At 64.6% G+C, this 23,167-nt stretch carries 25 protein-coding genes; 10 read left to right on the forward strand and 15 right to left on the reverse strand.

Features of this window, described 5'->3' with window-relative positions; translation table 11 throughout:
- Positions 1 to 113 precede the first annotated feature (113 nt).
- Both rpoH and WBF69_RS03250 read left to right on the forward strand, forming a co-directional pair.
- On the forward strand, positions 114 to 1,019 hold the full coding sequence (gene rpoH / locus WBF69_RS03245) for an RNA polymerase sigma factor RpoH (protein ID WP_424261156.1): 906 nt from the start codon (positions 114 to 116) through the stop codon (positions 1,017 to 1,019).
- 298 nt (positions 1,020 to 1,317) lie between these two features.
- Positions 1,318 to 3,924 carry a cation:proton antiporter gene (locus WBF69_RS03250; protein WP_424261158.1) on the forward strand — a complete coding sequence of 869 codons (2,607 nt, stop codon included), beginning with the start codon at positions 1,318 to 1,320 and terminating at the stop codon, positions 3,922 to 3,924.
- Here WBF69_RS03250 and WBF69_RS03255 read toward each other — a convergent pair.
- The 5 genes from WBF69_RS03255 to WBF69_RS03275 are packed head-to-tail and all read right to left on the reverse strand — an operon-like array spanning position 3,919 to position 7,912.
- Positions 3,919 to 4,530, reverse strand: coding sequence for an SCO family protein (locus tag WBF69_RS03255; protein WP_424261159.1), 612 nt, complete (start codon positions 4,528 to 4,530; stop codon positions 3,919 to 3,921). The genes WBF69_RS03250 and WBF69_RS03255 overlap by 6 nt on opposite strands.
- Positions 4,531 to 4,580: 50 nt before the next feature.
- Positions 4,581 to 5,486 (reverse strand): heme o synthase, encoded by a 906-nt coding sequence (gene cyoE, locus WBF69_RS03260; RefSeq protein ID WP_424261161.1) that lies wholly within the window; start codon positions 5,484 to 5,486, stop codon positions 4,581 to 4,583.
- A 9-nt stretch (positions 5,487 to 5,495) separates the two neighbouring features.
- The gene (locus WBF69_RS03265) at positions 5,496 to 6,509 is read right to left on the reverse strand and encodes a COX15/CtaA family protein (RefSeq protein WP_424261163.1); all 1,014 of its coding nucleotides are present in this window, start codon (positions 6,507 to 6,509) and stop codon (positions 5,496 to 5,498) included.
- Positions 6,510 to 6,512: 3 nt separating this feature from the next.
- A complete protein-coding gene (locus tag WBF69_RS03270) occupies positions 6,513 to 7,130 on the reverse strand; it encodes an SCO family protein (RefSeq protein WP_424261255.1) in 618 nt (205 codons plus the stop codon).
- Positions 7,127 to 7,912 (reverse strand): SURF1 family protein, encoded by a 786-nt coding sequence (locus tag WBF69_RS03275; protein ID WP_424261165.1) that lies wholly within the window; start codon positions 7,910 to 7,912, stop codon positions 7,127 to 7,129. The genes WBF69_RS03270 and WBF69_RS03275 overlap by 4 nt, the downstream gene beginning before the upstream one ends.
- Here WBF69_RS03275 and WBF69_RS03280 point away from each other — a divergent pair.
- Positions 7,911 to 8,123 carry a twin transmembrane helix small protein gene (locus WBF69_RS03280; RefSeq protein ID WP_424261167.1) on the forward strand — a complete coding sequence of 71 codons (213 nt, stop codon included), beginning with the start codon at positions 7,911 to 7,913 and terminating at the stop codon, positions 8,121 to 8,123. The genes WBF69_RS03275 and WBF69_RS03280 overlap by 2 nt on opposite strands.
- A gap of 21 nt (positions 8,124 to 8,144) precedes the next feature.
- Here WBF69_RS03280 and WBF69_RS03285 read toward each other — a convergent pair whose 3' ends face one another.
- The 5 genes from WBF69_RS03285 to coxB form a co-directional block, all read right to left on the reverse strand.
- Complete coding sequence (locus WBF69_RS03285; RefSeq protein ID WP_424261169.1) at positions 8,145 to 9,023, reverse strand: cytochrome c oxidase subunit 3; 879 nt, start codon at positions 9,021 to 9,023, stop codon at positions 8,145 to 8,147.
- 21 nt (positions 9,024 to 9,044) lie between these two features.
- On the reverse strand, positions 9,045 to 9,236 hold the full coding sequence (locus WBF69_RS03290; RefSeq protein ID WP_424261171.1) for a DUF2970 domain-containing protein: 192 nt from the start codon (positions 9,234 to 9,236) through the stop codon (positions 9,045 to 9,047).
- Positions 9,233 to 9,349 carry a cytochrome oxidase small assembly protein gene (locus tag WBF69_RS03295; protein WP_424261173.1) on the reverse strand — a complete coding sequence of 39 codons (117 nt, stop codon included), beginning with the start codon at positions 9,347 to 9,349 and terminating at the stop codon, positions 9,233 to 9,235. The genes WBF69_RS03290 and WBF69_RS03295 overlap by 4 nt, the downstream gene beginning before the upstream one ends.
- A gap of 36 nt (positions 9,350 to 9,385) precedes the next feature.
- Complete coding sequence (ctaD, locus tag WBF69_RS03300) at positions 9,386 to 10,987, reverse strand: cytochrome c oxidase subunit I (RefSeq protein WP_424261175.1); 1,602 nt, start codon at positions 10,985 to 10,987, stop codon at positions 9,386 to 9,388.
- An 81-nt stretch (positions 10,988 to 11,068) separates the two neighbouring features.
- Entirely contained in the window at positions 11,069 to 12,229 is a 1,161-nt protein-coding gene (gene coxB, locus WBF69_RS03305; RefSeq protein WP_424261177.1) for a cytochrome c oxidase subunit II, read from the reverse strand.
- Between the two features lie 252 nt (positions 12,230 to 12,481).
- Here coxB and WBF69_RS03310 point away from each other — a divergent pair, with 252 nt between their 5' ends.
- The 4 genes from WBF69_RS03310 to WBF69_RS03325 are packed head-to-tail and all read left to right on the forward strand — an operon-like array spanning position 12,482 to position 16,508.
- Positions 12,482 to 13,324 (forward strand): NUDIX hydrolase, encoded by an 843-nt coding sequence (locus WBF69_RS03310; RefSeq protein WP_424261179.1) that lies wholly within the window; start codon positions 12,482 to 12,484, stop codon positions 13,322 to 13,324.
- A gap of 38 nt (positions 13,325 to 13,362) precedes the next feature.
- The gene (locus WBF69_RS03315; RefSeq protein ID WP_424261181.1) at positions 13,363 to 14,025 is read left to right on the forward strand and encodes a PhaM family polyhydroxyalkanoate granule multifunctional regulatory protein; all 663 of its coding nucleotides are present in this window, start codon (positions 13,363 to 13,365) and stop codon (positions 14,023 to 14,025) included.
- Between the two features lie 19 nt (positions 14,026 to 14,044).
- Positions 14,045 to 15,412: a bifunctional UDP-N-acetylglucosamine diphosphorylase/glucosamine-1-phosphate N-acetyltransferase GlmU gene (glmU, locus tag WBF69_RS03320; protein ID WP_424261183.1), complete on the forward strand. Its 1,368-nt coding sequence runs from the start codon at positions 14,045 to 14,047 to the stop codon at positions 15,410 to 15,412.
- 40 nt (positions 15,413 to 15,452) lie between these two features.
- Positions 15,453 to 16,508 (forward strand): glycosyltransferase family 4 protein, encoded by a 1,056-nt coding sequence (locus WBF69_RS03325; RefSeq protein ID WP_424261185.1) that lies wholly within the window; start codon positions 15,453 to 15,455, stop codon positions 16,506 to 16,508.
- A 24-nt stretch (positions 16,509 to 16,532) separates the two neighbouring features.
- On the opposite strand, the gene WBF69_RS03330 is transcribed toward WBF69_RS03325, so the two are convergent.
- On the reverse strand, positions 16,533 to 17,054 hold the full coding sequence (locus WBF69_RS03330; RefSeq protein ID WP_424261187.1) for a gamma carbonic anhydrase family protein: 522 nt from the start codon (positions 17,052 to 17,054) through the stop codon (positions 16,533 to 16,535).
- Between the two features lie 103 nt (positions 17,055 to 17,157).
- Here WBF69_RS03330 and waaC point away from each other — a divergent pair, with 103 nt between their 5' ends.
- Together waaC and WBF69_RS03340 are read left to right on the forward strand one after the other, a co-directional pair.
- Positions 17,158 to 18,135, forward strand: a complete 978-nt coding sequence (gene waaC, locus WBF69_RS03335) for a lipopolysaccharide heptosyltransferase I (protein ID WP_424261189.1) — start codon at positions 17,158 to 17,160, stop codon at positions 18,133 to 18,135.
- Positions 18,132 to 19,469: a 3-deoxy-D-manno-octulosonic acid transferase gene (locus tag WBF69_RS03340; RefSeq protein ID WP_424261191.1), complete on the forward strand. Its 1,338-nt coding sequence runs from the start codon at positions 18,132 to 18,134 to the stop codon at positions 19,467 to 19,469. Before waaC ends, WBF69_RS03340 begins: the two co-directional genes overlap by 4 nt.
- Positions 19,470 to 19,496: 27 nt before the next feature.
- Here the strand turns inward: WBF69_RS03340 and galU are convergent, their stop codons facing one another.
- From galU to WBF69_RS03360, 4 genes are all read right to left on the reverse strand, one after another.
- Entirely contained in the window at positions 19,497 to 20,336 is an 840-nt protein-coding gene (galU, locus tag WBF69_RS03345; RefSeq protein ID WP_424261193.1) for a UTP--glucose-1-phosphate uridylyltransferase GalU, read from the reverse strand.
- The gene (locus tag WBF69_RS03350) at positions 20,333 to 20,509 is read right to left on the reverse strand and encodes a hypothetical protein (RefSeq protein ID WP_424261195.1); all 177 of its coding nucleotides are present in this window, start codon (positions 20,507 to 20,509) and stop codon (positions 20,333 to 20,335) included. The genes galU and WBF69_RS03350 overlap by 4 nt, the downstream gene beginning before the upstream one ends.
- A 90-nt stretch (positions 20,510 to 20,599) precedes the next feature.
- A complete protein-coding gene (locus WBF69_RS03355) occupies positions 20,600 to 21,433 on the reverse strand; it encodes a type III pantothenate kinase (RefSeq protein WP_424261197.1) in 834 nt (277 codons plus the stop codon).
- Positions 21,430 to 22,293: a biotin--[acetyl-CoA-carboxylase] ligase gene (locus WBF69_RS03360; RefSeq protein ID WP_424261199.1), complete on the reverse strand. Its 864-nt coding sequence runs from the start codon at positions 22,291 to 22,293 to the stop codon at positions 21,430 to 21,432. The genes WBF69_RS03355 and WBF69_RS03360 overlap by 4 nt, the downstream gene beginning before the upstream one ends.
- A 57-nt stretch (positions 22,294 to 22,350) precedes the next feature.
- Between WBF69_RS03360 and WBF69_RS03365 the strand changes: the two genes are divergently transcribed.
- The gene (locus WBF69_RS03365) at positions 22,351 to 23,010 is read left to right on the forward strand and encodes an alpha/beta hydrolase (protein ID WP_424261201.1); all 660 of its coding nucleotides are present in this window, start codon (positions 22,351 to 22,353) and stop codon (positions 23,008 to 23,010) included.
- Positions 23,011 to 23,167 lie beyond the last annotated feature (157 nt).

Raw genomic sequence — 23,167 nt, forward strand, 5'->3', positions numbered from 1 at the left:
GCATTGGTCCGGAACTTTTCCCGGATGCATCGGTCAAAACCCCATTGCCCCAAAATTAGCACTCGGATCTATAGAGTGCTAACATCACTGGGTATGATCCCAAGGATTTTTCTATGAGCCACACTTCTTCGTCTTTGGTGTTGGCACCGTCCCAGCTTGCGCAGGCCATTTCGAATCCAGGCGCGCTGGGCTCCATCGATGCCTACATCAGCGCGGTCAATCGCCTGCCGATGCTGACCGCCGAACAGGAATCCGATCTGGGCCGCCGTCTGCGCGATGGTAATGATCTGGAAGCCGCCCGCGAACTGATCCTGTCCCATCTGCGTCTGGTCGTGTCCATCGCTCGCCAGTATCAGGGCTATGGTCTGGCGCATGCCGATCTGATCCAGGAAGGCAATATCGGCCTGATGAAGGCCGTGCGCCGTTTCGACCCCGATCGCGGGGTGCGTCTGGTGTCGTTCGCCGTGCATTGGATCCGCGCCGAAATCCACGAATACGTGGTGCGCAACTGGCGTTTGGTCAAAATTGCAACGACCAAGGCGCAGCGCAAACTGTTTTTCAATCTGCGGCGCATGCGCCCGGATGGCCAGACTCTGGCGCCGGATCAGATATCCGACATTGCGCGCGAACTGAATGTGCGCCCCGAAGACGTCTCCGAAATGGAAGTCCGTTTGTCGGGCGGGGATTGCGCTCTGGAAGCTCAGGCCGACGACGAAGACCGTTTCGCGCCCATCGCCTGGCTGGCCGACGACAGCCAGGAACCGGCCCAGATTTTGGCCCGCCGCCGGATGGATACCTTGCAAAGCCAAGGCCTGGCCGATGCGCTGGATGCGCTGGACGACCGTTCGCGGCACATCGTGCAGGCCCGCTGGCTGGCCGATGACGGCGCGACCACGCTGCACGAGCTGGCTGCCGAATACGGCGTGTCCGCCGAACGCATCCGCCAGATCGAATCGGCAGCCCTGAAAAAACTGAAAGTCGCGCTGGCGGATCGGCAGCCGGATTTTCTCGCCGCATGATCGGGCGGAAACATAATTTGTTTCATCTCTGCGGTGGATCAGGCCGAACTTTATAGCGCTCCGGCGGACTAATCATCATGGACGAACCACCAGCCTTTCAGGCTGCGCCGTCCTGTCGTCCGCTTCTGCTTCTCCTCTTCCCCTCCCTATCGAAGCGGATGTTCCAGGGATGCCTTTATGGCATCCCTTTTTTTAGCGCGCAACGAGCGGCGGCTGTTCACGCCATCACTTTGTTTCAGACACGGTCCTGCGATCTGTAACATAATAGGCGTCACGGTTTTGCTAATGTGCTTCGATCATGAAAATTGGCCTCCTGGTCTTTGGCCTGGCCGGGCTGCTGGCCCTGATTTCCTTCATGCCGCCGCTGGCGGGGCGTCTGCGCTTGCCGTATTCCGTACTGCTGGCCATTGTCGGTTTCGTGCTGGGCGTGATCATCCATGTGCATGGCTGGGCGCCGGGGGTCGTGGCGGATTTTCTGGATTCACTGCAGAACTTCGAGATCTCCTCCGAAACGTTTCTGTACGTCTTCCTGCCGGTCTTATTGTTTGAAGCCGCACTGGCGATGAATATCCGCCGGCTGCTGGATGACATCAGCCCGATCCTGGTGATGGCCATCGTGGCCGTCGTGGTCTGCACGGTGGCGGTGGGCTTTTCCCTGGCGGCGATTTCCCCCTATGGCCTGGTAGTTTGCCTGATGCTGGGGGCCATCGTGGCGACGACCGACCCGGTTGCGGTGGTGGGCATTTTTCGCGAAGTCGGGGCGCCTCGCCGCCTGACCACCCTGGTTGAGGGCGAGTCCCTGTTCAACGATGCAGCATCCATCGCCTTGTATTCCGTGCTGCTCAGCGTCCTGTTCAGCGGCGGCGAGCCCTCCGTGACCCAGGTGGTAGTCAGTTTTCTGCTCAGTTTCATCGGCGGCGGCCTGGCCGGTCTGGTCATGGGGCGGCTGGCCACCTCGTTGTTCCGTTGGCTGCGCGGCTGGCCGCCGGCCGAGATCACGCTGACGGTGTCCCTGGCCTATCTGACGTTCTATGTGGCGGAACACTACCTGGGCGTATCGGGTGTGGTGGCCACGGTCGTCGCCGGTCTGGTGGTGGGGTCCAATGGCCGTACTCGCATGTCGCCCACCACGTTCGAACAATTGGAGGGCGCCTGGGCGCAGTTCGGTTTCTGGGCCAATTCCCTGATCTTCCTGTTTGCCGCCATGCTGATTCCACGCATGATGGCGGAAATCACCTGGATGGAGGTCCTGCTGATCCTGGTGGTCTTCATCGTCACCCTGGGGGCCAGGGCCGTCATGGTCTACGGCCTGTTGCCCTTGCTGGGGCGGCTGCGCCTGAGCACCCAGGTCAGCCCGTCCTACCGGGCGGTGATGTTGCTGGGCGGCTTGCGCGGCGCGGTATCGCTGGCGCTGGCGCTGGCGGTGACCGAACAGCCGGCCGTACCGCACGAAGCTCGTCAGTTCATCGCCGTCGTGACAACGGGCTTTGTGTTGATGACGCTGTTCGTCAACGGCCTGACCCTGCGGCCTCTGATCGCCCGTCTGGGCCTGGATCAGTTGTCGCCGGTGGACCGCACCTTGCGCGATCAGGCGCAGATCGTGGAACTGGAAGCGCTGCGCCTGCGGATCGACGAAATCGCCCGCCACGAACATATCGGTCCGGAAGTGCTGGAACGCCTGCATGCGGTGTTCGACGCCAGTCAGACCAGCATGGATGCGGCACAGGTGCAGCAGCTGTCCATGGACCAGAAGGTCGCGGTCGGCATGGGGATACTGGCTGGCCGCGAAGAGGAAATGTTCTTTGAAACGCTGAAAGCCCAAGTGGTGGACTGGCGCACGGCAGAATCCCTGTTGGCGCGTGCCGAGCGCCTGGGGGATATGGTGCGAACCGGCGGCCTGGCGGGTTTTGAATCCGCCATCGAAGGGGATCTGCGCTATGCCAGTACCCTGCGCCTGGCCCTGCGGCTGCATCATCTGACGGGCAAGCCGTTCTGGCTGGGGCGGGAACTGGCCCGACGCTTTACCAATCTGATGTGCAAATGGGCGGTCGCCCGCCGCCTGATCCAGTTTGCCCGCACGGATGTGCAGCCTTTGCTGGGGGCGGAGGTCACCGACATCATCATTGCCGCCCATCAGCGGCGCCTGGCTTTGCTGGAAGGCGCGTTGCAGGCCTTGACGCTGCAGTACCCCAGCTATGCCCGGCATCTGCAGGAAGCCTATCTGGCGCGGATGGCGCGATCTCTGGAACGCATGCACTACCGGGATATGCTGACGCACAACCTGATCAGCGGCGAGGCGTATTCCGACTTGGTCCAGCAGGTCGAGATGCGCTGGGGGCCGCTGGAAACGCATCCCGGTCTGGACATCGCCCTGAGCGCCGAGGCCATGGTGCAGCGGGTCAGCCTGTTCGAGGGGCTGGACGAGGCCACCATGAGTGCCATCGGCAAGGTGTTGAAACCTCGCCTGGCGGTGCCGGGGCAGGCGATTCACACCCGCATCGGGCGCAGCCACGCCATGTATTTCGTGGCGTCCGGCGCCGTGGCGCTGAATCTACCCGATGGTACAACCGCCGAACTGGGCAGCGGCCAGATTTTCGGGGAAATGGCGCTGGCCATGAATCACGACTTCCAGGCTCAGGCCCGCTCGATCGGCTATAGCCGGCTGTTGATGCTGCAGGAAAAGGATTTCAAGCGCCTGCTGGCGCAATTCCCGGTGTTGCGCGACAAGATCGACGCGATTGTGCATCAGCGCCTGCGCGCGGTCGAGGTCTGGCGGCAGTTCGAATCCGGACAGCGTCAGCACGAGCCGCTGCCCGATCTGCATGCGGCTCGGGCCGTCGCGTCGGTGCCGCAGGAGCAGGCCGCCGCGACGACGCAGCCGGATGCGCCGACGACGGCCCTATAGCAGCAGCTTGATGTCGTGCGCCATGTCTTCCGGCGTCAGGGATGGCCCCAGCAGGGCGCGGGCTTCGCCGTTCTGGTCCATCAGGTAGAACGCCGCCGAATGATTCATCGCGTACTGTTCGGGAGTCGGGCCGGGTTCCTTGGCATAAAAGGCCTTGAATGAACGGGCGGTGCTGTCCAGTTGTTCAGGGGTGCCGGTCAGGCCGATGAAGCTCGGGTCGAAGGCCTGCATATAGGCGTTCAGAATTTCCGGGGTGTCGCGCGCCGGGTCGACGGAAATCATGATGACCTGGACCTTGTCGGCTTGGTCGCCCAACAGTTCCAGGGTCTGGGCTGCCTGGGCCAGGGCGGTCGGGCAGACGTCGGGGCATTGGGTATAGCCGAAAAACACCAGCAGGACCTTGCCTTTGAAATCGGCCAGCGTACGCAGGGCGCCATGGTGGTCGGTCATGGACAAGTCTTTGCCCAGATGCGTGCCGCTGATGTCGTTGCCTTCGAAGGGCAGGGGCTCGGCGGCTTTTGAGGTGCAGCCGATCAAGGCCAGGGGCAAGCTGGCGGCGATGCCGGCCAGCAGGGTGCGGCGGGAAACAGAAAAAGAGGCGGTCATGCTTCTACCTATCGGGGTCAGGGGGCCGGACCCGACCGGGAAGCATCACATCAGATGGTGCCCAACGCCAGGCCGACCCAGTGATCCAGCAACAGCGCTGCGAACAGCAGGGCCAGATACAAAATCGAATACCAGAACAGTTTACGCGCTCTGGCATCGGAATAGTTGCGATAGAGCATCCAGGCTTGCCAGACGAAGCGACCGCTGAGCAGGCAGGCGGCGGCCAGGTAGGCTGGGCCGCTCATGCGGATGACGTAGGGCAGCAGGGATGCCGCAAACAGCGCGATGCTGTAGAGCAGCACGTGCAACTGGGTGAAGTTCTGTCCGTGCGTGACCGGCAGCATGGGTAGGCCGGATTCCTCGTATTCGTGGTGGCGGTATAGGGCCAGCGCCCAGAAATGGGGCGGGGTCCAGATGAAGATGATCAACACCAGCACCCAGGCTTCGGCGGGCACCGCATCGGCCATGGCGGCCCAGCCCAGCGCCGGCGGCATGGCGCCGGACAATCCGCCGATGACGATGTTCTGGGGGGTCAGGGGTTTCAGGATGGCGGTGTAGATCAAGGCATAACCGACAAAGGTGGCGAAGGTCAGCCACATGGTCAGGGCGTTGACCCAGGTGTTCAGGATGAACATGCCCGCGCCGCCCAGCACCCCGGCCATGAGCAGCACCTGGGGCGGGGTGATCTGGCCGGATGCTGTGCCGCGCCGCGCCGTGCGCCGCATGCGCGCGTCGGTTTCGCGTTCGATCAGGCAATTGACGGAAAACGCGGCGGCGGCCAGCAGCCAGATGCCCAGCGTGGCAGCTGCCGCCCGGCCCAGATCGGGCATGCCGGGCACCGCCAGGAACATGCCGATGACGGCACAGAACACCGCTAATTGGGTGACCCTGGGTTTGGTCAGCACCAGGTATTGGTGCAGCAGGGATGGGTGGCGGGCAGCGGCGGCGGTTGTCATGGAATCATTCTAGGCGTCCTGGCGGCGGCTGCCGCTAGGGAGTTTCCCTGCCTGGGCCAGCCGCCACAGCAAGGTGGTGCCGACCAGCACCAGGCCGGCGGCGCCGCCGTTATGCATCACGGCGATCAGCAGCGGCCATTGAAAGAAGATGGTCGTCAGCCCGGTGAACAGTTGCAGGGCCAGCAAGGCCAGCAGCAGGCGGGCGGGGCCGCGCAGACCGGGCACCGCGCGCCAGCGCCAGGCCAGCACGCCCAGCAGGGCCAGGACCACCAAGGCGAAATTGCGATGAGTCCAGTGGATGGCGGTCAGCGCGTCTTGGGAAATCGGGTCGCCGCTGGCTTGCTGGCCCAGGCTGCGCAGCATCGAAAAGCCTTCCTGGAAGTTCATGGGCGGCATCCAGACACCGTGGCAGGTCGGGAAATCCATGCAGGCCAGAGCAGCGTAGTTGGTGCTGACCCAGCCGCCCAGCGCCAGCTGCAGAAACAGCACGGTCAGGCCTAGCATCATCCAGCCACGACCGCTGGCCAGCGCCGCCGGCACCGGGTCGTGGGATTTTTCGCGGGCGGCCAGCCAGGTCATCATGGCCAGCAGGCTCATGCCCAGGACCAGATGGGTGGTGACCACCAGCGGCATCAGGCGATGAGTGACGGTCCAGGCGCCGAAAGCGCCCTGCAGACAGACCAGGCCCAGTACGGCGGTGGCCAGCGCCGGGCTGCGCGCCAGGGCATGACGCAGGCGCCAGGCCAGGACCGTGAAGGCGATGATCAGCATGCCCAGGAAAGCGCCGGCATAGCGGTGGATCATCTCGACCCAGGCCTGAAAGGCGCTGACCGGGCCATACGGCATGGCTTCCAGCGCCTGGCGGATGGAGGCATGCGCCCCCAGGGGGCTGAAGTGCCCATAGCAGCCCGGCCAATCAGGGCAGCCCAGGCCGGAATCGGTCAGCCGCACGAAGGCGCCGAACATGATCAGGTCCAGCGTCAGGAACCAGGCCAGAAAAACCAGGCGGCGATAGGCGGTCACTGCTTATCCGATCCGGGAATTTTTCAGCAGGACGCGGATGTCGTCACGCACGCCTTCAGGGTCCTGGCCATCTGGGAACTGCATCATCAGATGGCCCAAGGGATCGACGATCCAGAGGCCCGAGGCCAGCGCGGCTGCGGGGTCGGCGGCGCCGGGCGCCAACCAGGCTGCCAGCTGAGCAGGATCGGCGCGCAGCACGTGCGTGCCGACATAGGCATCACCGACGACCGGGGCGATGGGGGCGTTGTCGGTGACGAACAGGATGCGTTCCAGGCGGTCGACGTTTTTGCCCTGGCTGGCATGCGAATTGCGCATCACGAACAGGCCGCGCACGCAGGATTCAGGGCAGGCGCCGGGGCCGGTGCTGATCAGCAGCCATTGCCCTTTGAGCTGATTCAGATCGTACGGCTGCCCCTGGCTGTCGCGCAGGGTGAGGGTGTCCGGGATCGGGCGTTGAGGTTCGAGCAGCTGGCCGTAGTTTGTCTGGATGGCGGGCCGCAGGCCCAGCGCCGGCACATAGTAGGCCAGCAGGGCGAACACCACGGGCGCCAGGGCAACCAGAAAGATGGCGATGACCGGAGTGATGGAACGGGGGCGGGCGGGAACAGTCGTCATGGTCAGGGTGCGTCCGATTCTGATGGGGCGGCGGGTTTCCGCCAGGAGCGCCATAGGATGGCAGCGGCGGCGATCAGGGCAATGGCGGCGAAGCTGAACCATTGTCCGGCGTAGTTGTAGTTCTGGCTGGCATTATCCGATGGGCCGGGCCATTCCTGGATCAGGCCGACATCCTGGGTAGGGGCTTGTTCCAGCACGACGGGCAGCAGGCGCAGGCCGGTGGCAGCCGCCAGCGCATCCAGGCTCAGATTCTGCATGCGCGGCGGCACGCCGTCCAAGGACGGGAAGGGCCGTGGCAGTTCCGCGCCCTCGCCGCCGGTCAGTTGGTCGAGGTCAAGCAGACGGGGCACCTGACGCAGCAGGGTGCCTTGGATGCGGACCGGCCCCTCGGCAGCCCGCAGATCGGGCAGGACGGCGGGCGGCATCGGTCGGGCGACCCAGCCGCGCAGCACCAGCACGGCGGCGCCGGGATCATCCTGCAGGGCCAATGGGGTCGCTACCCAGAGACCAGGCTGACCTTTGAGGTTACGATTATCCAGGAGTACAGTAAACGGATTGAGCCATTGCCCCCGAGCGCTGGCGCGATGCCATTCAGGTCCGGCAGGGGTGTCGGTCGTCAGCGTCAGCGGCGGCGCTTGCTGGCCGGCCAAGCGGGCGGCGTGAATGGCTTCGCGCTCATGGGCACGGCCCAATTGCCACTGGCCCGCCGCGATGCAGATACCTGTCAGCAGGATCAGCAATACGATGGCCGCCAGGGTTTTTTTTCTTAAGACCGGGAATCCATCCATGAAAGTGCTGATTGTTATCCTGTTTCTGGCGATTGTCGCCAGCTTGGGCTCGGCCCTGATGTTTCTGATGCAGGATCAGGGGCGTAGCGGTCGGATGGCCTGGGCCCTGACCTGGCGGGTGGGCCTGTCCATCCTGCTGTTCCTGTTCCTGTTGTTGGCGCATGCCCTGGGGTGGATCGAGGCCAACGGGGTGCCGGTCACCGTGGGGTGAACCGGCGCCGGGGGGGGGATGTCACACCCAGTAGACGAAAATGTACAGGCCTAGCCAGACGACGTCCACAAAGTGCCAGTACCAGGCTGCGCCTTCGAATCCGAAGTGGTGTTCAGCCGTGAAATGGCCGCGTACCAGGCGCAACCAGATCACCGTCAGCATGGTGGCCCCCAGTATGACGTGAAAGCCGTGAAAGCCGGTCAGCATGTAGAACAGCGCGCCGAAGGCGCCGGACGTAAAGCGCAGGTTCAGTTCGGTGTAGGCGTGGTGGTATTCATACGCCTGGCAGGCCACAAAGGTAAAGCCCAGAATGATGGTCAGACCCAGCCACAGAATGGCTTTTTGGCGCTGGGCAGCCCGCAGCGCGTGGTGGGCGATGGTCAGGGTCAGGCCCGATGTCAGCAGTAGGGCGGTATTGATGGTCGGCAACCAGAATGGCCCGACAGCTTCAAACGGAGCGACGGTGCCGGCTGGGCCAAAATTAGGCCAGGCCCCTGTGAAACTGGGCCATAGCAGCGTCTGGGAATCCAGCGTGCTCAGCCACGGGGTGGAGACTTCCCGCGTGTACCATAGCGCCCCGAAAAAAGCGGAAAAGAACATGACCTCGGAAAAGATGAACCAGGTCATGCTCCAGCGGTAGGAATGGTCGATGCGTTTGCTGTTCATGCCGCCTTCGGATTCGCGAATGGCATCGCCAAACCAGCTGAACAGCACGACGAACATGCACAGGATGCCGGCGATGCACAGCCAGCGGCCAAAAGCGTAGTCGTTGACCCAGAATGCCGCGCCTAGCAGCGTGGCCAGCATGCAAAGGCTGCCCTGGATCGGGTGGGCGGAGTGGGGCGGGACGTAATAGTAAGGAGCTTTGCTGCCGTCCGCTGTCTGTGCAACTGCTGTCATGTTGTTCTCCTCTTTCTGATTCTAGGCTGTGACCAGCCGGACGGCCAGTAGCAGCAGCAATACGAATACCAGCCCGCCCAGCAGGCCCGCGACGATAAGATGCGACGGGCCGATGCGGTTCAGATCGTCGTCATGACCGGAGCGTTTGCGCAGGCCCAGAAACGCCCAGGCGATGGTGCGCACCGATCGCAGAAAAGCGCCTGGCCCGCTCAATCGGCGACCCCGTACAGATTGGCGCGGACAAAGGTCCAGACCAGGATGGCGATCGCGAATAGAGCCAGGATCCATCCGGTGCGACGATTGCGGCGACGTTGTTCAGGTGTCATGACGAAACTTCCAGTGATGCCGGTATCCAGCCTTATTTATTTATAGTCGGGTGGGGTGACGAAGGTATGGTAGGGCGCGGGCGAAGGCACCGTCCATTCCAGGCCCTCGGCGCCTTCCCAGGGGCAGGCGGGCACGGTGGGGCCGGTGCTGCGCACTGCCTTGACCACGACATAGATGAAAATCAGTTGCGACAGACCGAACCAGAAGGCGCCGATCGTGGACACCTGGTGGAAGGTCGTGAATTGCGAGGCATAGTCCGCATAGCGGCGCGGCATCCCGGCCAGCCCCAGAAAGTGCATGGGGAAGAAGGCGATGTTGAAGGAAATCATGCTGCTCCAGAAATGCAGCTTGCCCAGCTTTTCGTCGTACATGTGGCCGCACCATTTCGGCAGCCAGTAGTAGGCGGCGCCGAACAGGGCGAACAGCGACCCGGCCACCAGCACATAGTGGAAGTGCGCCACCACGTAATACGTGTCCTGAGCCTGGATGTCGATCGGGGCGATGGCCACCACCAGTCCGGTGAAGCCGCCGATGGTGAACACGAAGATAAAGCCGATGGCCCACAGCATGGGCGTCTCAAAGGTCATGGATCCGCGCCACATGGTGGCCGTCCAGTTGAAGACCTTGACCCCGGTGGGGATGGAAATCAGCATGGTGCCGTACATGAAGAACAGCTGGGCCGTGACCGGCATGCCGGTGGTGAACATGTGGTGCGCCCACACCAGGAAGGACAGGATGGCGATGGCGCAGATGGCGTACACCATCGAGGAATAGCCGAACAGGCGCTTGCGGGCGAAGGTCGGAATGATCTGCGACACGATCCCGAAGGCCGGCAGAATCATGATGTAGACCTCGGGGTGTCCGAAGAACCAGAACACGTGCTGGTACAGCACCGGATCGCCGCCGCCGGCGGCATTGAAGAAGTGGGTGCCGAAATGGCGGTCGGTCAGCAGCATGGTGACGGCGGCGGCCAGCACCGGCATCACGGCCAGCAGCAGGTAGGCCGTGACCAGCCAGGACCAGCAGAACATCGGCATCTTCATCATGGTCATGCCGGGGGCGCGCATGTTCAGGATGGTGACGATGATGTTGATCGCCCCCATGATGGACGAGGCCCCCAGGATGTGCACGGCAAAGATCGCGAAGTCCATGCCCGGCCCCATCTGCAGCGACAGCGGCGCGTACATGGTCCAGCCGGATGCGTTGGCGCCGCCGGGGACGAAGAACGACGCGGTCAGCAGGATGGCGCCTACCGGCAGTAACCAGAAACTGAAGTTGTTCATGCGGGCGAAAGCCATGTCGGATGCGCCGATCTGCAGCGGAATCATCCAGTTGGCGAAGCCCACGAAGGCCGGCATGATGGCCCCGAAGATCATGATCAGCCCGTGCATGGTGGTGAACTGATTGAAGAGTTCGGGCTGGAAGAACTGGATGCCGGGTTCGAAGAGTTCTGTGCGCAGCAGGAGCGCCAGGGTGCCGCCTTCCAGCAGCATGCAGAACGAGAAGATCAGGTACATCGTCCCGATGTCCTTGTGGTTCGTGGCGAACACCCAGCGCCGCCAGCCCGTGGGGGTGTGGTGTGCGTGTTCGTCATGTCCCGTGCTGGGCGGGATGTGGTCTGCGGTGACGCTGCTCATGTATGCCTCCTTCGAGGACGCGCTGCGTGCGACGCGGCGCGGAAAAATAGGATATGGGATGGAGCCGTGGTGCGGCGGATGTCAGCGCAAAGCCTTGACGTCCGATGGTTGCACGACGGGGTCCGGGCCTTTGCCGGCATTGTCCCAGGCGTTGCGGGTATAGGTGACGACGGCGGCCAGCTGAACGTCGTTGAGCTGATCGCGGAATGCCGCCATGGCGGTGCCGGGGTGGCCATTGAGCACCGTCAGGATCTGGCCTTTCATGGGGGCCAGCACGAATTTGGTGTCGCCATTCAGGGCCGGAAAGGTGCCCGGTATGCCCTGGCCGTTGGCCTGGTGGCACGCCACGCAGGTGGACGCGAAGATGTCCTTGCCTTTGGCGACGAGTTCGTCTTTGGTCCAGGTCTTGTTCGGGTCTTCGGTGGCCGCTGCCATCGCGGCCTTTTGGTCTTTGACCCACTGAGCGTAGTCTTCGGCGGATTTGACCTCGACGACGATGGGCATGTAGGCGTGATTCTTGCCGCACAGTTCGGCGCACTGGCCGCGGTAAGTGCCGACCTTGTCGGCGCGGAACCAGGTGTCGCGCAGGTAGCCGGGCACCGCGTCTTGCTTGACGCCGAATTCCGGGACCATCCAGGCGTGGATGACATCGGACGCCGTCAGGACGACACGGACCTTTTTGCCGACCGGCACCACCAGGGGGCGGTCGACCTCAAGCAGATAGGTATTGCTTTTTGGGGCCTTGCCGTCGATTTGTTCCTGGGGGGTGGACAGATTGGACAGGAAGGACACGCCGGTCGCCGGGCCGTCCAGATATTCGTATCCCCATTTCCACTGGTAGCCGGTTGCCTTGACGGTCAGGTCGGCGCCCGACGTGTCCTTCATGGCGACGAGCGTGCGGCTGGCCGGGATGGCCATGGCGACGATGATCAGGAAAGGAATGACGGTCCAGGTGAGTTCGATGGACAGGTTTTCGTCGAACTTGGCGGGTTTGTAGCCCCGGGATTTGCGGTGGCGAATGATGGAATACAGCATCACGCCAAAGACCCCGATGAAAATGATCGTACAGACGATCATGATCATCCAGTGCAATTCGTAGATTTCCAGGGAGATCGGCGTGACCCCCGGAGTAACGTTCAGCTGGTTGACCGCTGGCCCCCCTGGTACGTCCTGAACCTGTGCGGTTGCGCCTGTCATCCATGACAGCGCGATCATGCCTAGCAACCCTCTGACCATCTTCATGTCGTCCCTCTGGTTGGTGTGTGTTCTTCGGGGCGGGTAGACCTTCGTCAAAGACACACGAGGGAAACGGGCCCTGCACACATGATCGGATCGTCAGGTCCTGCAGCCGCGAGAGTTGAGGCCTGCGATGTCCTTATAAGCTTGAAGGGATTATAGCTAAGGGTTTCGGCTTGTACAGACGGGGTTCTGCCCTATTCCTGGGCTTTCGCGGGTTTCCACCTATCCCGTTCAGGCTTCCACTACAATGCCCCGATGAATTCCACCTCTGCGGTTTTCACCTCGGACGACTTGGCTGCGCGCAGCGCGCGCCTGGTGCGCCGTACCCAGCAATTGCCGCCGCCAGGCGCCCGGCCAGTCACGGTGGCGGGGCGGGTGGCCGGGTGGATCGGGCCGGCGGCCCTGGCGGCGATTGACGGGCGGCCCGGTGTGCACATCGAAGCCGAAGCCGCGCACTTGACTGCGGCTCCCGCCGCGCGTCTCAGCCTGGACGGTGTCCTGCGCAATCTGGCGCTGGCCCTACGAGACGCGGGCTGCATCCGCAGCTGGCGCGACGAATTGCTGGACGTGGTGGCCGAAGGCCGCCAGCTGGGGCGCATCGAACGTGGCGCCGTGCGTCCGCTGGGGCTGCAGACCCAGGCGATCCATCTGAACGGCTGGGCGCCGGATGGGCGCTTGTGGATCGCTCGTCGCGCGCTCAACAAATCCACCGATCCCGGGCTCTGGGATACTTTGTCGGGCGGGCTGGTGGCCGCGGGCGAAGACCCCGCCTCCGCGCTGTTGCGCGAATCCCACGAAGAAGCCGGACTCGTGCCCGTGGCACTGGCTGCGCACAGCCCCTTGCGTACCGTGCTGCGCATGCACCGCCGCTTGCCGGACGGCTATCAGGTCGAAACGGTCTGTCTCAGTGATTGCGTGCTGGATGCCGCGACGGCGCCTTCCAATCTGGACGGCGAAGTCCTGGAATTCCGTTGCGTCGGCATGGCCGATTTGTGGGACATGATCCTGCACGGCGCGTTTACCCTGGAAGCCGAATTGTGCATCCTGGATTCTTTGCGGCGGCGCCTGGGCGCGCCGTCTGCTTCTTTGACCGCTTGATTGACATGCCGGCGCGACCCGGCAAAGGAGAAACCATCATGGCACAGGATTCTTCCAACCCCTTCGTATTGCCTGGGTTCGGTCAACAAGGAGACGCCGCCGGCAATCCCTTGTTCGCCGGTCTGGACATGATGCGTCAAGCCTGGCAGAGCCTGGCCGGGGCCGGGCGCGCCGATACTCCCGCGATGCCGGCCATGTCGCTGGAAGACCTGGATCAACGCATCCGGGAACTGCAGACGGTGCAGAACTGGCTGCAGCTGAATGCCACGATGCTGGCCAGCACCATTCAAGGGATGGAAATTCAGCGCAGCACGCTCCAGACGCTGCAGTCTTTTGCCGGGGGCGTATTTCCCCATACGCCCGGCAAGGCGGCTGCGTCGGGCAAAGCCGCGTCCGCGGGCGCTCAGGCCGACGAAGCCGGTCAGGCGTATGCCCAGGCTGCCGGCGACTGGTGGAATATGGTCCAGCAGCAATTCGAGCAGCTGCGCGACGCAACCGCCTCCAGCTTGAGCGGCATGGCCGACGCGGCCGAAACAGTCGCCGCAGGTGCTGCGCCGAAACAGAAACGCGCGCCGGCAACCAAATCCGCCAAACCCGCCAAATCCACCACGGCTCGCAAGCCCGCCGCTGCGAAAGCCTCTTCGACTCGCAAGGCCGCTGCTTCCAAGGCGGCCTCGACCAGCAAGTCCCGCACCCGCTGATACCTCATACCGTTACTTTATGTTGAACATCATCATTCTCGCTGCCGGCCTGGGCAAGCGCATGCAGTCCGATCTTCCTAAAGTGCTGCACCCGATTGCCGGACAGCCCATGCTCAGCCATGTGCTGGGGGCTGCGCGCGCCCTGAATCCCGACCGGGTCGTGGTCGTGGTGGGCCACGGCGCAGACCGTGTGCAGGCCAGCTATGCCGACCAGGGGCTGACCTTTGCCCTGCAGCAGCCCCAACAGGGCACCGGACATGCCGTCATGCAGGCCCTGCCGCACTTGCTGGAAGGGGATGCGGACGATACCTGCCTGGTGCTGTATGGCGACGTGCCTTTGGTGCAGACGGCCACTCTGCAGGCATTGCTGCAGGCGCGCGGCGACGGGCTGGCGCTGCTGACGGAAACCCTGGACGACCCCAGCGGCTATGGCCGGATCGTGCGCGATGCCCAAGGCCGCGTGCAGCGCATCGTCGAGCACAAAGACGCCAGCGAGGCCGAACGCGCCATTGCCGAGGTCAATACCGGTATCCTGGCTGCGCCCACCGCCGCCTTGAAGCGCTGGCTGGGACAGATCGACAATCACAATGCCCAAGGCGAATACTATCTGACCGACATCGTCGGCCTGGCGGTACGCGACGATATGCCTGTGGCGCATGCCCAACCAGCAGCGCATTGGGAAACCCTGGGCGTGAACAGTCGTGTGCAGCAGGCCCAGCTGGAACGCATCTGGCAAGGCGAACAGGCCCGCCGCCTGCTGGAACAGGGCGTGACCCTGGCGGACCCCGCCCGCTTCGACCTGCGCGGCGATCTGCAGTGCGGGCGCGATGTCTTCATCGATGTGGGATGCGTGTTCGAGGGCAACGTCCGGCTGGCCGACGGGGTGCGCGTCGGGCCGCATTGCGTGATTCGTCACGCCGATATAGGGGCTGGCGCGACATTGGATGCCTATACGCACATCGAAGGCGCCCAGGTGGGCGAATCCGCCCGGATCGGCCCTTATGCCCGTCTGCGTCCAGGGGCCGATATCGGCCCGGACGCGCATGTCGGCAATTTCGTCGAACTGAAAAAAACACGCCTGGGTCGCGGATCCAAGGCCAACCACCTGGCCTATCTGGGCGATGCCGTGATCGGCGAGCGGGTCAATGTCGGTGCCGGCACCATTACCTGCAACTACGATGGCGTGAACAAATTCCAGACGGTGATCGAAGACGATGCCTTCATCGGTTCGGACTCCCAGCTGGTGGCGCCTGTGCGGGTGGGGCAGGGGGCGACCCTGGGGGCCGGCACCACGCTGACGCGAGACGCGCCCGCCGGCGAACTGACGCTGTCGCGTGCGTCCCAACAGACCGTGCCGGGCTGGAAGCGACCGGTGCGCAAGGCCTGATGCCGACCCCATTCGTGCGGCTGGACACCGAGATGACGCGATGCGTGTGCTGCACCTGAATCTGGAAAAGGGGTGGCGCGGCGGCGAACGCCAGACGCTGCTGACTTTGCAGGGCTTGCAGGCCGCAGGCCATCAGATCGCTTTGGCGGCGCGCGCCGGCAGCCCGCTGGCGCAGCGCGCCCAGGCAGCGGGCATTCCCGTGCATCCCTGCGCGGGCAGCGCGGCGCTGGTGCGCGTGCTGCTGGCGCAGCGACGCGCCTACGACATCATCCATGCGCAGACGGCCCAGGCCATGAGCCTGCTGGCGGTGTTGCGCCCTTGTTTGAGCGCCGCGCTGGTGTTTACCCGGCGCACGGCTTTCGATGCGCCGGACAGGGCGCGTCGACAGCGATGGAAGTGGTCGCGGGTCGATGCGCTGGTGGCGATCAGTCAGGCGGCGGCAGCAGCGCCCGAAGCGCTGGGCCTGCCGGCGCTGGTGATCCCCAGCGCCGTCCTGGCGCTGCCGCCGGATCTGCCGCATGTGTCCGTCTTGCGGCAGCGGTTTGCGTTGGAGGGTAGGCGCGTGCTGGTGACGGCGGCGGCGCTCAGTCCGGAAAAAGATCCTCTGGCCCTGATCGAGGCGGTGCATCTGCTGCGCGCCGATCATCCCGATATCGTCTGTCTGCATTGTGGGGCAGATGGCGCCGCGGCGGAACTCGCCCGTCACCGGGTTCAGGCTCTGGGGCTGCAGGATCATTACCGTTTCGTCGGCTTTCAGCCGCAGGTGGCGGATTTCCTGGCGTTGGCGGATGTCTATGTCAGCAGTTCCCGGTTCGAGGCGCTGGGCACCAGCGTACTGGATGCCTGCCTGGCCGGCTTGCCGGTGGTGGCGACCGATGCGGGCGGCCACCGGGAAATCCTGGACCCGGATCGCGGCTTGTTGGCGCCGATCGGCGATGCCGCCGCTTTGGCGCGGCGCATCGCGTGGGTGCTGGGTCATGGCGACGCCGCCCAGGCCATGGCGCAGCGCGCCCAGGCGCACGTGGCGCAGGTCTATTCCGTGCCGGTCATGGTAGCCGCGTACGAACGACTGTATCGCCAGTTGCGCGCCGCCTGATTGTTGCCCTGGAAGCCCTGCGGCTTACAACGGCGTCAGGGACGTTTTGTAGCGCGCCGCGCGCGCTGCATAGTCTTTGGCGCTGCGCTGCAGGGCGGCGACCTCGTCGTCCGACAGCGTGCGCACTGCTTTGGCGGGCGCTCCCAGGATCAGGGATCGTTCCGGGAAGACCTTGTTTTCGGTGACCAGCGCCCCCGCGCCAACCAGGCTATGGCGACCGATGACGGCGCCATTCAGCACCACGGCCTGGATGCCGATGAGCGCGCCGTCTTCGATGGTGCAACCGTGCAGCATGGCCTGGTGGCCGACCGTCACCCGGCGACCGATGGTCAGCGGTTTGCCTGTGTCGACGTGCAGCACGGCATTTTCCTGGATGTTGGATTCTTCGCCGATGACGATGGGTTCGTTGTCGGCGCGGACCACGGCCCCCGGCCAGATGCTGGCGCCGGCCTGCAGCGTGGCTGCGCCGATCACGGTGGCTTCGGCGGCGATATAGGCGGAAGGATCGATGCTGGGGGTCAGATCCCCTAGGGCGTAGCAGGTCATGGTCGGTGCTCCGGATGGCAAGCGGTCTGCGACAGGGCTCAATGCGATGCGGATAAGGATACCAGCCCCGCGCCAGAGGCGGTCGCCCGCCTATAATCGCGGCATGACAACCCGTATCCTGATTGTTCGCACATCCTCGCTGGGGGATCTGGTGCATATGCTGCCGGCCATCTCCGATATTGCCCGGCACGTGCCCGATGCGCAGATCGATTGGATCGCCGAAGAATCCTTCGCCGAGATCCCCGCCTGGCATCCCGCCGTGCGCGAGGTCATCCCCGTGGCGCATCGGCGCTGGCGCAAACAGTGGTGGGATGCGGGCACTCGCCGCGAGCGCGCCGCTTTGCGGGCGGATCTGGCCGCCCGGCAGTATGACGTGATCCTGGATATGCAGGCCCTGCTGAAATCGGTCTGGCTGGTGCGCCAGGCGCGGGGCCAGCGGCATGGGCTGGACTGGAAATCGGCGCGCGAGCCGCTGGCATCGTTGTTCTACGACGTCAAACATCGGGTCGAATTCTGGCAGCCGGCCATCATCCGCCAGCGCACGTTGGCAGCCGCCGCGTTCGGCTATGCCTTTGACGGGCCGCCCGAATTCGGCCTGCAAGCCATCACCGATCAGGTCGTGGTCGAACCTGTGGCTCTGATCATGCCTTCCGCCAGTCGCGACGACAAGCTCTGGCCGGCCAGCCACTGGCGGCAGGTGTTCGATCACCTGCAGGCGCAGGGCCTGGGCTTGCGTCTGCTGGCGGGGAACGAATCCGAACAGGCGCGCGCCCGGGCGCTGATCCAGGGGCGCGACGGGGCCGAGGTCCTGCCGCGCCTGGGCTTGCGGCAGGTGGCCGATCAGTTGGCCCGCGCGCGGATCATGGTGGGGCTGGATAGCGGCCTGACACACCTGAGCGCCGGTTTGGGGCGTCCGACCATCGGCATCTACAAGGCTTCGACGCCGGTCCGCACCCCCCTGCAGGGGGCGGCCTATACCGCCAGCCTGGGCGAGCGCGGGCAGGAACCGGATGCGATTCAGGTGCTGGCGGCCATCGATGCTGCCTTGGACGCGGCCCGCTCAGTCCCGGAAGCCCCATGAGCCGTTGGCTGTATTCCTGGCTGCTGGCGACTCTGTCGCCGCTGCTGCTGGCCTGGATGGGGATGCGGGCGCGTCGGGCGGGTGGGCATTGGGCGGTGCTGGATGCCACGCGCTTTGGTCGTTACCGCGAGACGCCGCCGCCTGCCGGGGCGATCTGGATTCATGCCGTCAGTCTGGGTGAAACCAGGGCGGCTCAGCCCTTGATTCGTGCGTTGCTGGACCGCGGCCATCGGGTCTTGTTGACGCACATGACGGCGACCGGGCTGGCCGAAGGCCGGCGCGCGCATGCCGCCGATCTGGCGACGGGCGTCTTGCAGCAGGCGTGGCTGCCCTATGACTTTCCCGGTGCCACGCGCCGATTCTTGCAGCATCATCAGCCTGCCCTGGGGGTGCTGATCGAACGCGAGCTGTGGCCCAATCTGGTGTTTGCCGCCCAGCGATCCGGCATCCCGCTGATACTGGCCAGCGCACGCTTGTCCGAAGCCGCCTTGCGGCGCACCGAGCGGCTGGGCGGCCTGATGCGGCAAACCTATGGCCGCATCACCCGGACCTACGCCCAGTCGCTGGCGGATGCGCAACGCCTGGAACGCCTCGGGGCCAGGCAGGTCAGCGTCTCGGGCAATTTCAAGTTCGACGTCGGCCTGGATCAGGATAAGGTCGCGCGCGGGCAGGATTTCGCGGCGCAACTAGGAAGCCGAGTCATTGCCATTGCCAGCACGCGCGAGGGTGAGGACGCGGCCTTCATCCGGGGCATCCGCCATCTGCACGAACGCGCCGCGGCAGCGGGGACAGAATCGGATTCGCCCCTGCTGTGGATGCTGATTCCCCGGCACCCGCAGCGTTTCGACGAAGCCGCCGCTCAATTGCAGGCTGCAGGCTTGTCCTTTATCCGCCGTACGCAATTGGTGGCGTTGGGCGATGGCGGCAGCTCTGCATTGGCCGCCTGCCGCCAGGCGACAGTCCTGCTGGGCGATACGCTGGGGGAAATGCCCTGGTATTACGCCTGCTCTCAGGTCGCCATTGTGGGCGGCAGCTTTGCGCCGCTGGGCGGTCAGAACTTCATCGAGGCCAGCGCCTTGGGGCGTCCGGTGATCGTCGGACCGCATACGGCGCATTTCGAGCAGGCGGTGACGGATGCCCGTGCGGCGGGCGCGCTCGTGCAGGTGAGCGATGCCGATCAGGCGCTGCGTCAGGCGGTACGTTGGCTGGACGATCCCGCCGTGCTGACGCAGACGGGGCAGGCGGGGTGCGATTGGGTGCGCCAGCATGCCGGGGCAGTGGCCAGGGTGGTCAATGGCATCGAGGATTTGCTGGCGCAGCGGGCCGGGCCCTGATGCCCGCCCCCCGCTCGGTTGCAGGGTTCAGACGATGCCTAAGCCGTGATATTTCTTGCCCAGCGCGATCGTCGCCTCGAAAAAACCTTCTTTGCTGCCGCAGTCGTAGCGTTCGCCTGTGTAGCGGTGAGCGATGACGCGCCGGTGCTTCAGCATGGCTGAAATCGCGTCCGTCAGCTGAATTTCCTGGCCCACGCCTGCGGGGGTCTGGCGCAGAAAATCGAAAATCTCCGGTTCCAGCACATAGCGTCCGACGACGGCCAGATTGGACGGAGCATCCTGCGGCGCTGGTTTTTCGACGATGTGTTCGACGCGAGTGTTGCGGGCATCCACGACGGATCCCGCCACGATGCCGTATTTGCGCGAATCCTGAGGATCGATTTCCTGGATGGCCAGTACGCTGCCGTCATGCTGGTGGGCGGCGTCGACCAACTGGCGGGTGACGGCGGTATCGGCATCCAGCAGGTCATCGGCCAGCAGCACGGCAAAAGGCTCGTTGCCGACGATGGGGGCGGCGCACAACACGGCATGGCCCAGTCCCAGCGCCTGGGCTTGCCGGGTGTAGATGCAGTGCACGTGGTCGGGCAGGATGGTGCGGATGGTGTCCAGAAGGGCCTGTTTGCCCTTGGCCTGCAGCTCCGCTTCCAGTTCGGGGGATCGGTCGAAATGGTCTTCGATGGCGCGTTTGTTGCGACCGGTGACGAAAACCAGTTCGGTGATGCCGGCGGCCAGGGCTTCCTCGACGGCGTACTGGATCAGCGGCTTGTCGACGATCGGCAGCATTTCCTTGGGCATGGCCTTGGTGGCCGGCAGGAATCGCGTGCCCAGGCCGGCGACGGGGAAGACGGCTTTGCGGATGGGTTTCATCGTGGCGTGAATTCGGGGGGAAGAGGGGCGCTGGGGACGAGCGCCTGCTGGCTGCGTTGCGACAGAGGGCGCGGCGTGCGTCCCTGCTCGGAGGGGGGCGGGCCGAAAAAGCCCTGGCCGTAGGCCAGCAGGGCCACGTTGGCGATGGCGGCAAGGATCAGCAGAAAGCGCATGGTGCAAGTAATGGTCGGTTCTTGGTTTGCCGGGGATCGCTGGGTGGCGGCTGTCCGGTAGGCCCTCGTGCGATGCAGTTGTTCAGTATATCAAGTGGTCTGCGTTGGTTCGGCCATGTCGGCCAGGCAAGCCAGTCCGTCCAGGACGGGGCCATCCAGCAGCTGGGGCGGGCGGTGCGGCAGGCCCAGCGCAGTCTGCGTCTGGGCCAGAGCGTCCTGGATGGCAGCGCTTAACCCCGGCCAGCCGCCACCGTACACAAAGACCAGAGGCGCGCGCCCCTGGGCATGCCGACGGGCCAGATGCCACTGGCGCAGCAGCGCGCCGGCCTGGGCGGCGGCAATGCCGCTGGCGATGGCGTCGTGCGTGTTCCGCGGGAAATCCACGTGCCGGCCCGCGCTGACCGGCAGCTGGGCCGTGCCCTGGTTCAGGCTGCTGGCCATCAGCGAGGGGCCGGGCAGGATCAGACCGCCCAGAAAGGTGGGCGGATCCTGCGCATCGCCTGGCAGCAGGACATCGACGGTGGTGGCCGTGCCGAAACTGGCCAGCAGGGCGCCGTGGCCGGCGCGCCAGTCGGGGTCGGCAGCCAGGCGCGGCAGCAGTCCCACCAGCCCCAGCCAGCGATCGGCGCCCAGCAGCGCCGGGTCGTCATAGCGGTTGCGCAGGCACGCCTGGCCGTCGCGGGCATCGCACCAGCGCACGCTCACCCCCCAGACGGCGTGGCAGGCTTGGTCCACTTGTTGGCGGATCTGCGTCCCGGCCACGTTCGAACCCAGGATGGCTTGCGGCGGGTGAGGCAGATGGGCCGTCAGTTCGTGCAGGCAGGCGTAGTCCAAGGTGATGGCCGGGGTTCGGCCAGGGGCGCCCCCAGGGACTGTCCAAGCGATTTTGGCCCGCGTATTGCCGGCGTCGATCAGCAGTTTCATCGCCGCAGCCGCACGGAGATTTCGCCGACCGAGACAGGGTGGACGCCCTCGGCGTTGCGCACCAGCAGGCGGCCCTGCGCGTCGATGCCACAGGCAATGCCCGTCTGGCGCAGCTTGCCGGCGTCGATGATGTCCAGCGCTTGGCCGGCCAAGCCGTCGACCTGAGCGTAACGGGCCGGCAGATCGGCAAAGCCGTGGGCAGTGGCCTGATTCAGGGTGTCGTACCAGGCTCGCGCCAGGCCGGCGACCAGGGTGGCGGCAGTGGCTTGCGCCGCCTGGGCGTCAATCGCGGCGACTTCCGCCCAGTCGGCGATGTTGCGGTCCAGGGAAAGCGACAAGGCGCGAGCGTCGAGCATGTTCAAGCCGATGCCGATGATGATCAGATGGTGGTCGGCGGCTTGGGTGGTGCCGGATCGGGTGGACTCGATCAGGATGCCGGCCAGCTTGGCGTGGTCCCATTGCAAGTCATTGGGCCACTTCATGTTCAGTCGGGATTGCAGATCGGGGCTGATCTGTTGGCGCAGCGCCTGACAGCTGGCCATTCCGATCACCGTCGACAGGGTGGGCAACTGGCGGGCGGGCAGAAAGACATCGAAGGCGCAAGAAAACATCAGGTTGGCGCCCACCCGATTTTGCCAGGTACGCCCCGCTCGTCCGCGCCCCTGTGTCTGCAGATGGGTGCCCAGCAGCCAGGGGCGGGCGACCGCCCCGTGCGCTTGGCGGGATCGCGTCAGCAGATCGGCGTTGGTCGAGCCGGTTTCCTCTAGCCAGTCGATGCGTTGAAATGAAGGTAGCGCCGCCTGCAAGCTAGCCGCCATCTGATCGGGGGCGGGCAGGAAAGGGGCGACATCGGAAGACATGCCGTTCATATAGGTAGAATGGGGCTAGGGCGAACCCGATCAGGAATCCAGTTCATCATGAGTTTACGTACGGAACAATCGGCTTTTCAGGGCATGGCTGGAACGGTTGAATATACGGTGGACCATCCCGAGCAGCAGCCGGTCGGCTGGGCGCTGGTTCTGCATCCGCACTCGCTGCATGGCGGCACTCGCGACAATAAAGTCGTGACCACCGTGGCCCGCGCCTGCGTGCAGCAGGGCCTGTTGACGATCCGACCGAATTTCCGGGGCGTGGGCGGCTCGCAGGGGGTGTTTGACCATGCCGTCGGTGAAACCGCCGATATGGTGGCGTGCGTCAAACACATCCAGCAGGCTTGGCCGCAAGTCGCGCAAGGCCCTTGGGCACTGGCCGGGTTTTCCTTCGGGTCGTCCGTGGCAGCTCAATTGTATGCGGAACTGGAGGACCAGGAACTGCATTTGCCCTCGCGTCTGATGCTGATCGGCTGCGCGGTCGAACGGTTTCGCTATCGCCCCCTGACGGTGCCTGCTTCCACCCTGATGGTGCATGGCGAACACGACGAAGTCGTGCCCTTGTCCGAAGGCATGGATTTCGCCCGCGCGCATCAGTTGCCCATGACGGTAGTGCCCGATGCCGGGCATTTCTTTCATGGCAAGCTGCTGATCTTGCGCCAGATCACCCTGAGCGGCCTGGCGGGATTGGTGGATGCCGGCACTTGACCGTCAAGGTGGCGGCGGGCATATACCCCCCCTGCCGGTGAGACCGCACGTTTCAGTTGCTTGCGTTTTGTCTCGATTTCCGCTGGAACGGCTCGCGAAGCAGCCAGGTGCGCTGCCTATAATGAGCCTCATGTTTTCTGCTCACCATTCTTTTTAC

The sequence above is a fragment of the Castellaniella sp. genome, from assembly GCF_049673105.1.
Classification (GTDB): Bacteria; Pseudomonadota; Gammaproteobacteria; order Burkholderiales; family Burkholderiaceae_B; genus Castellaniella.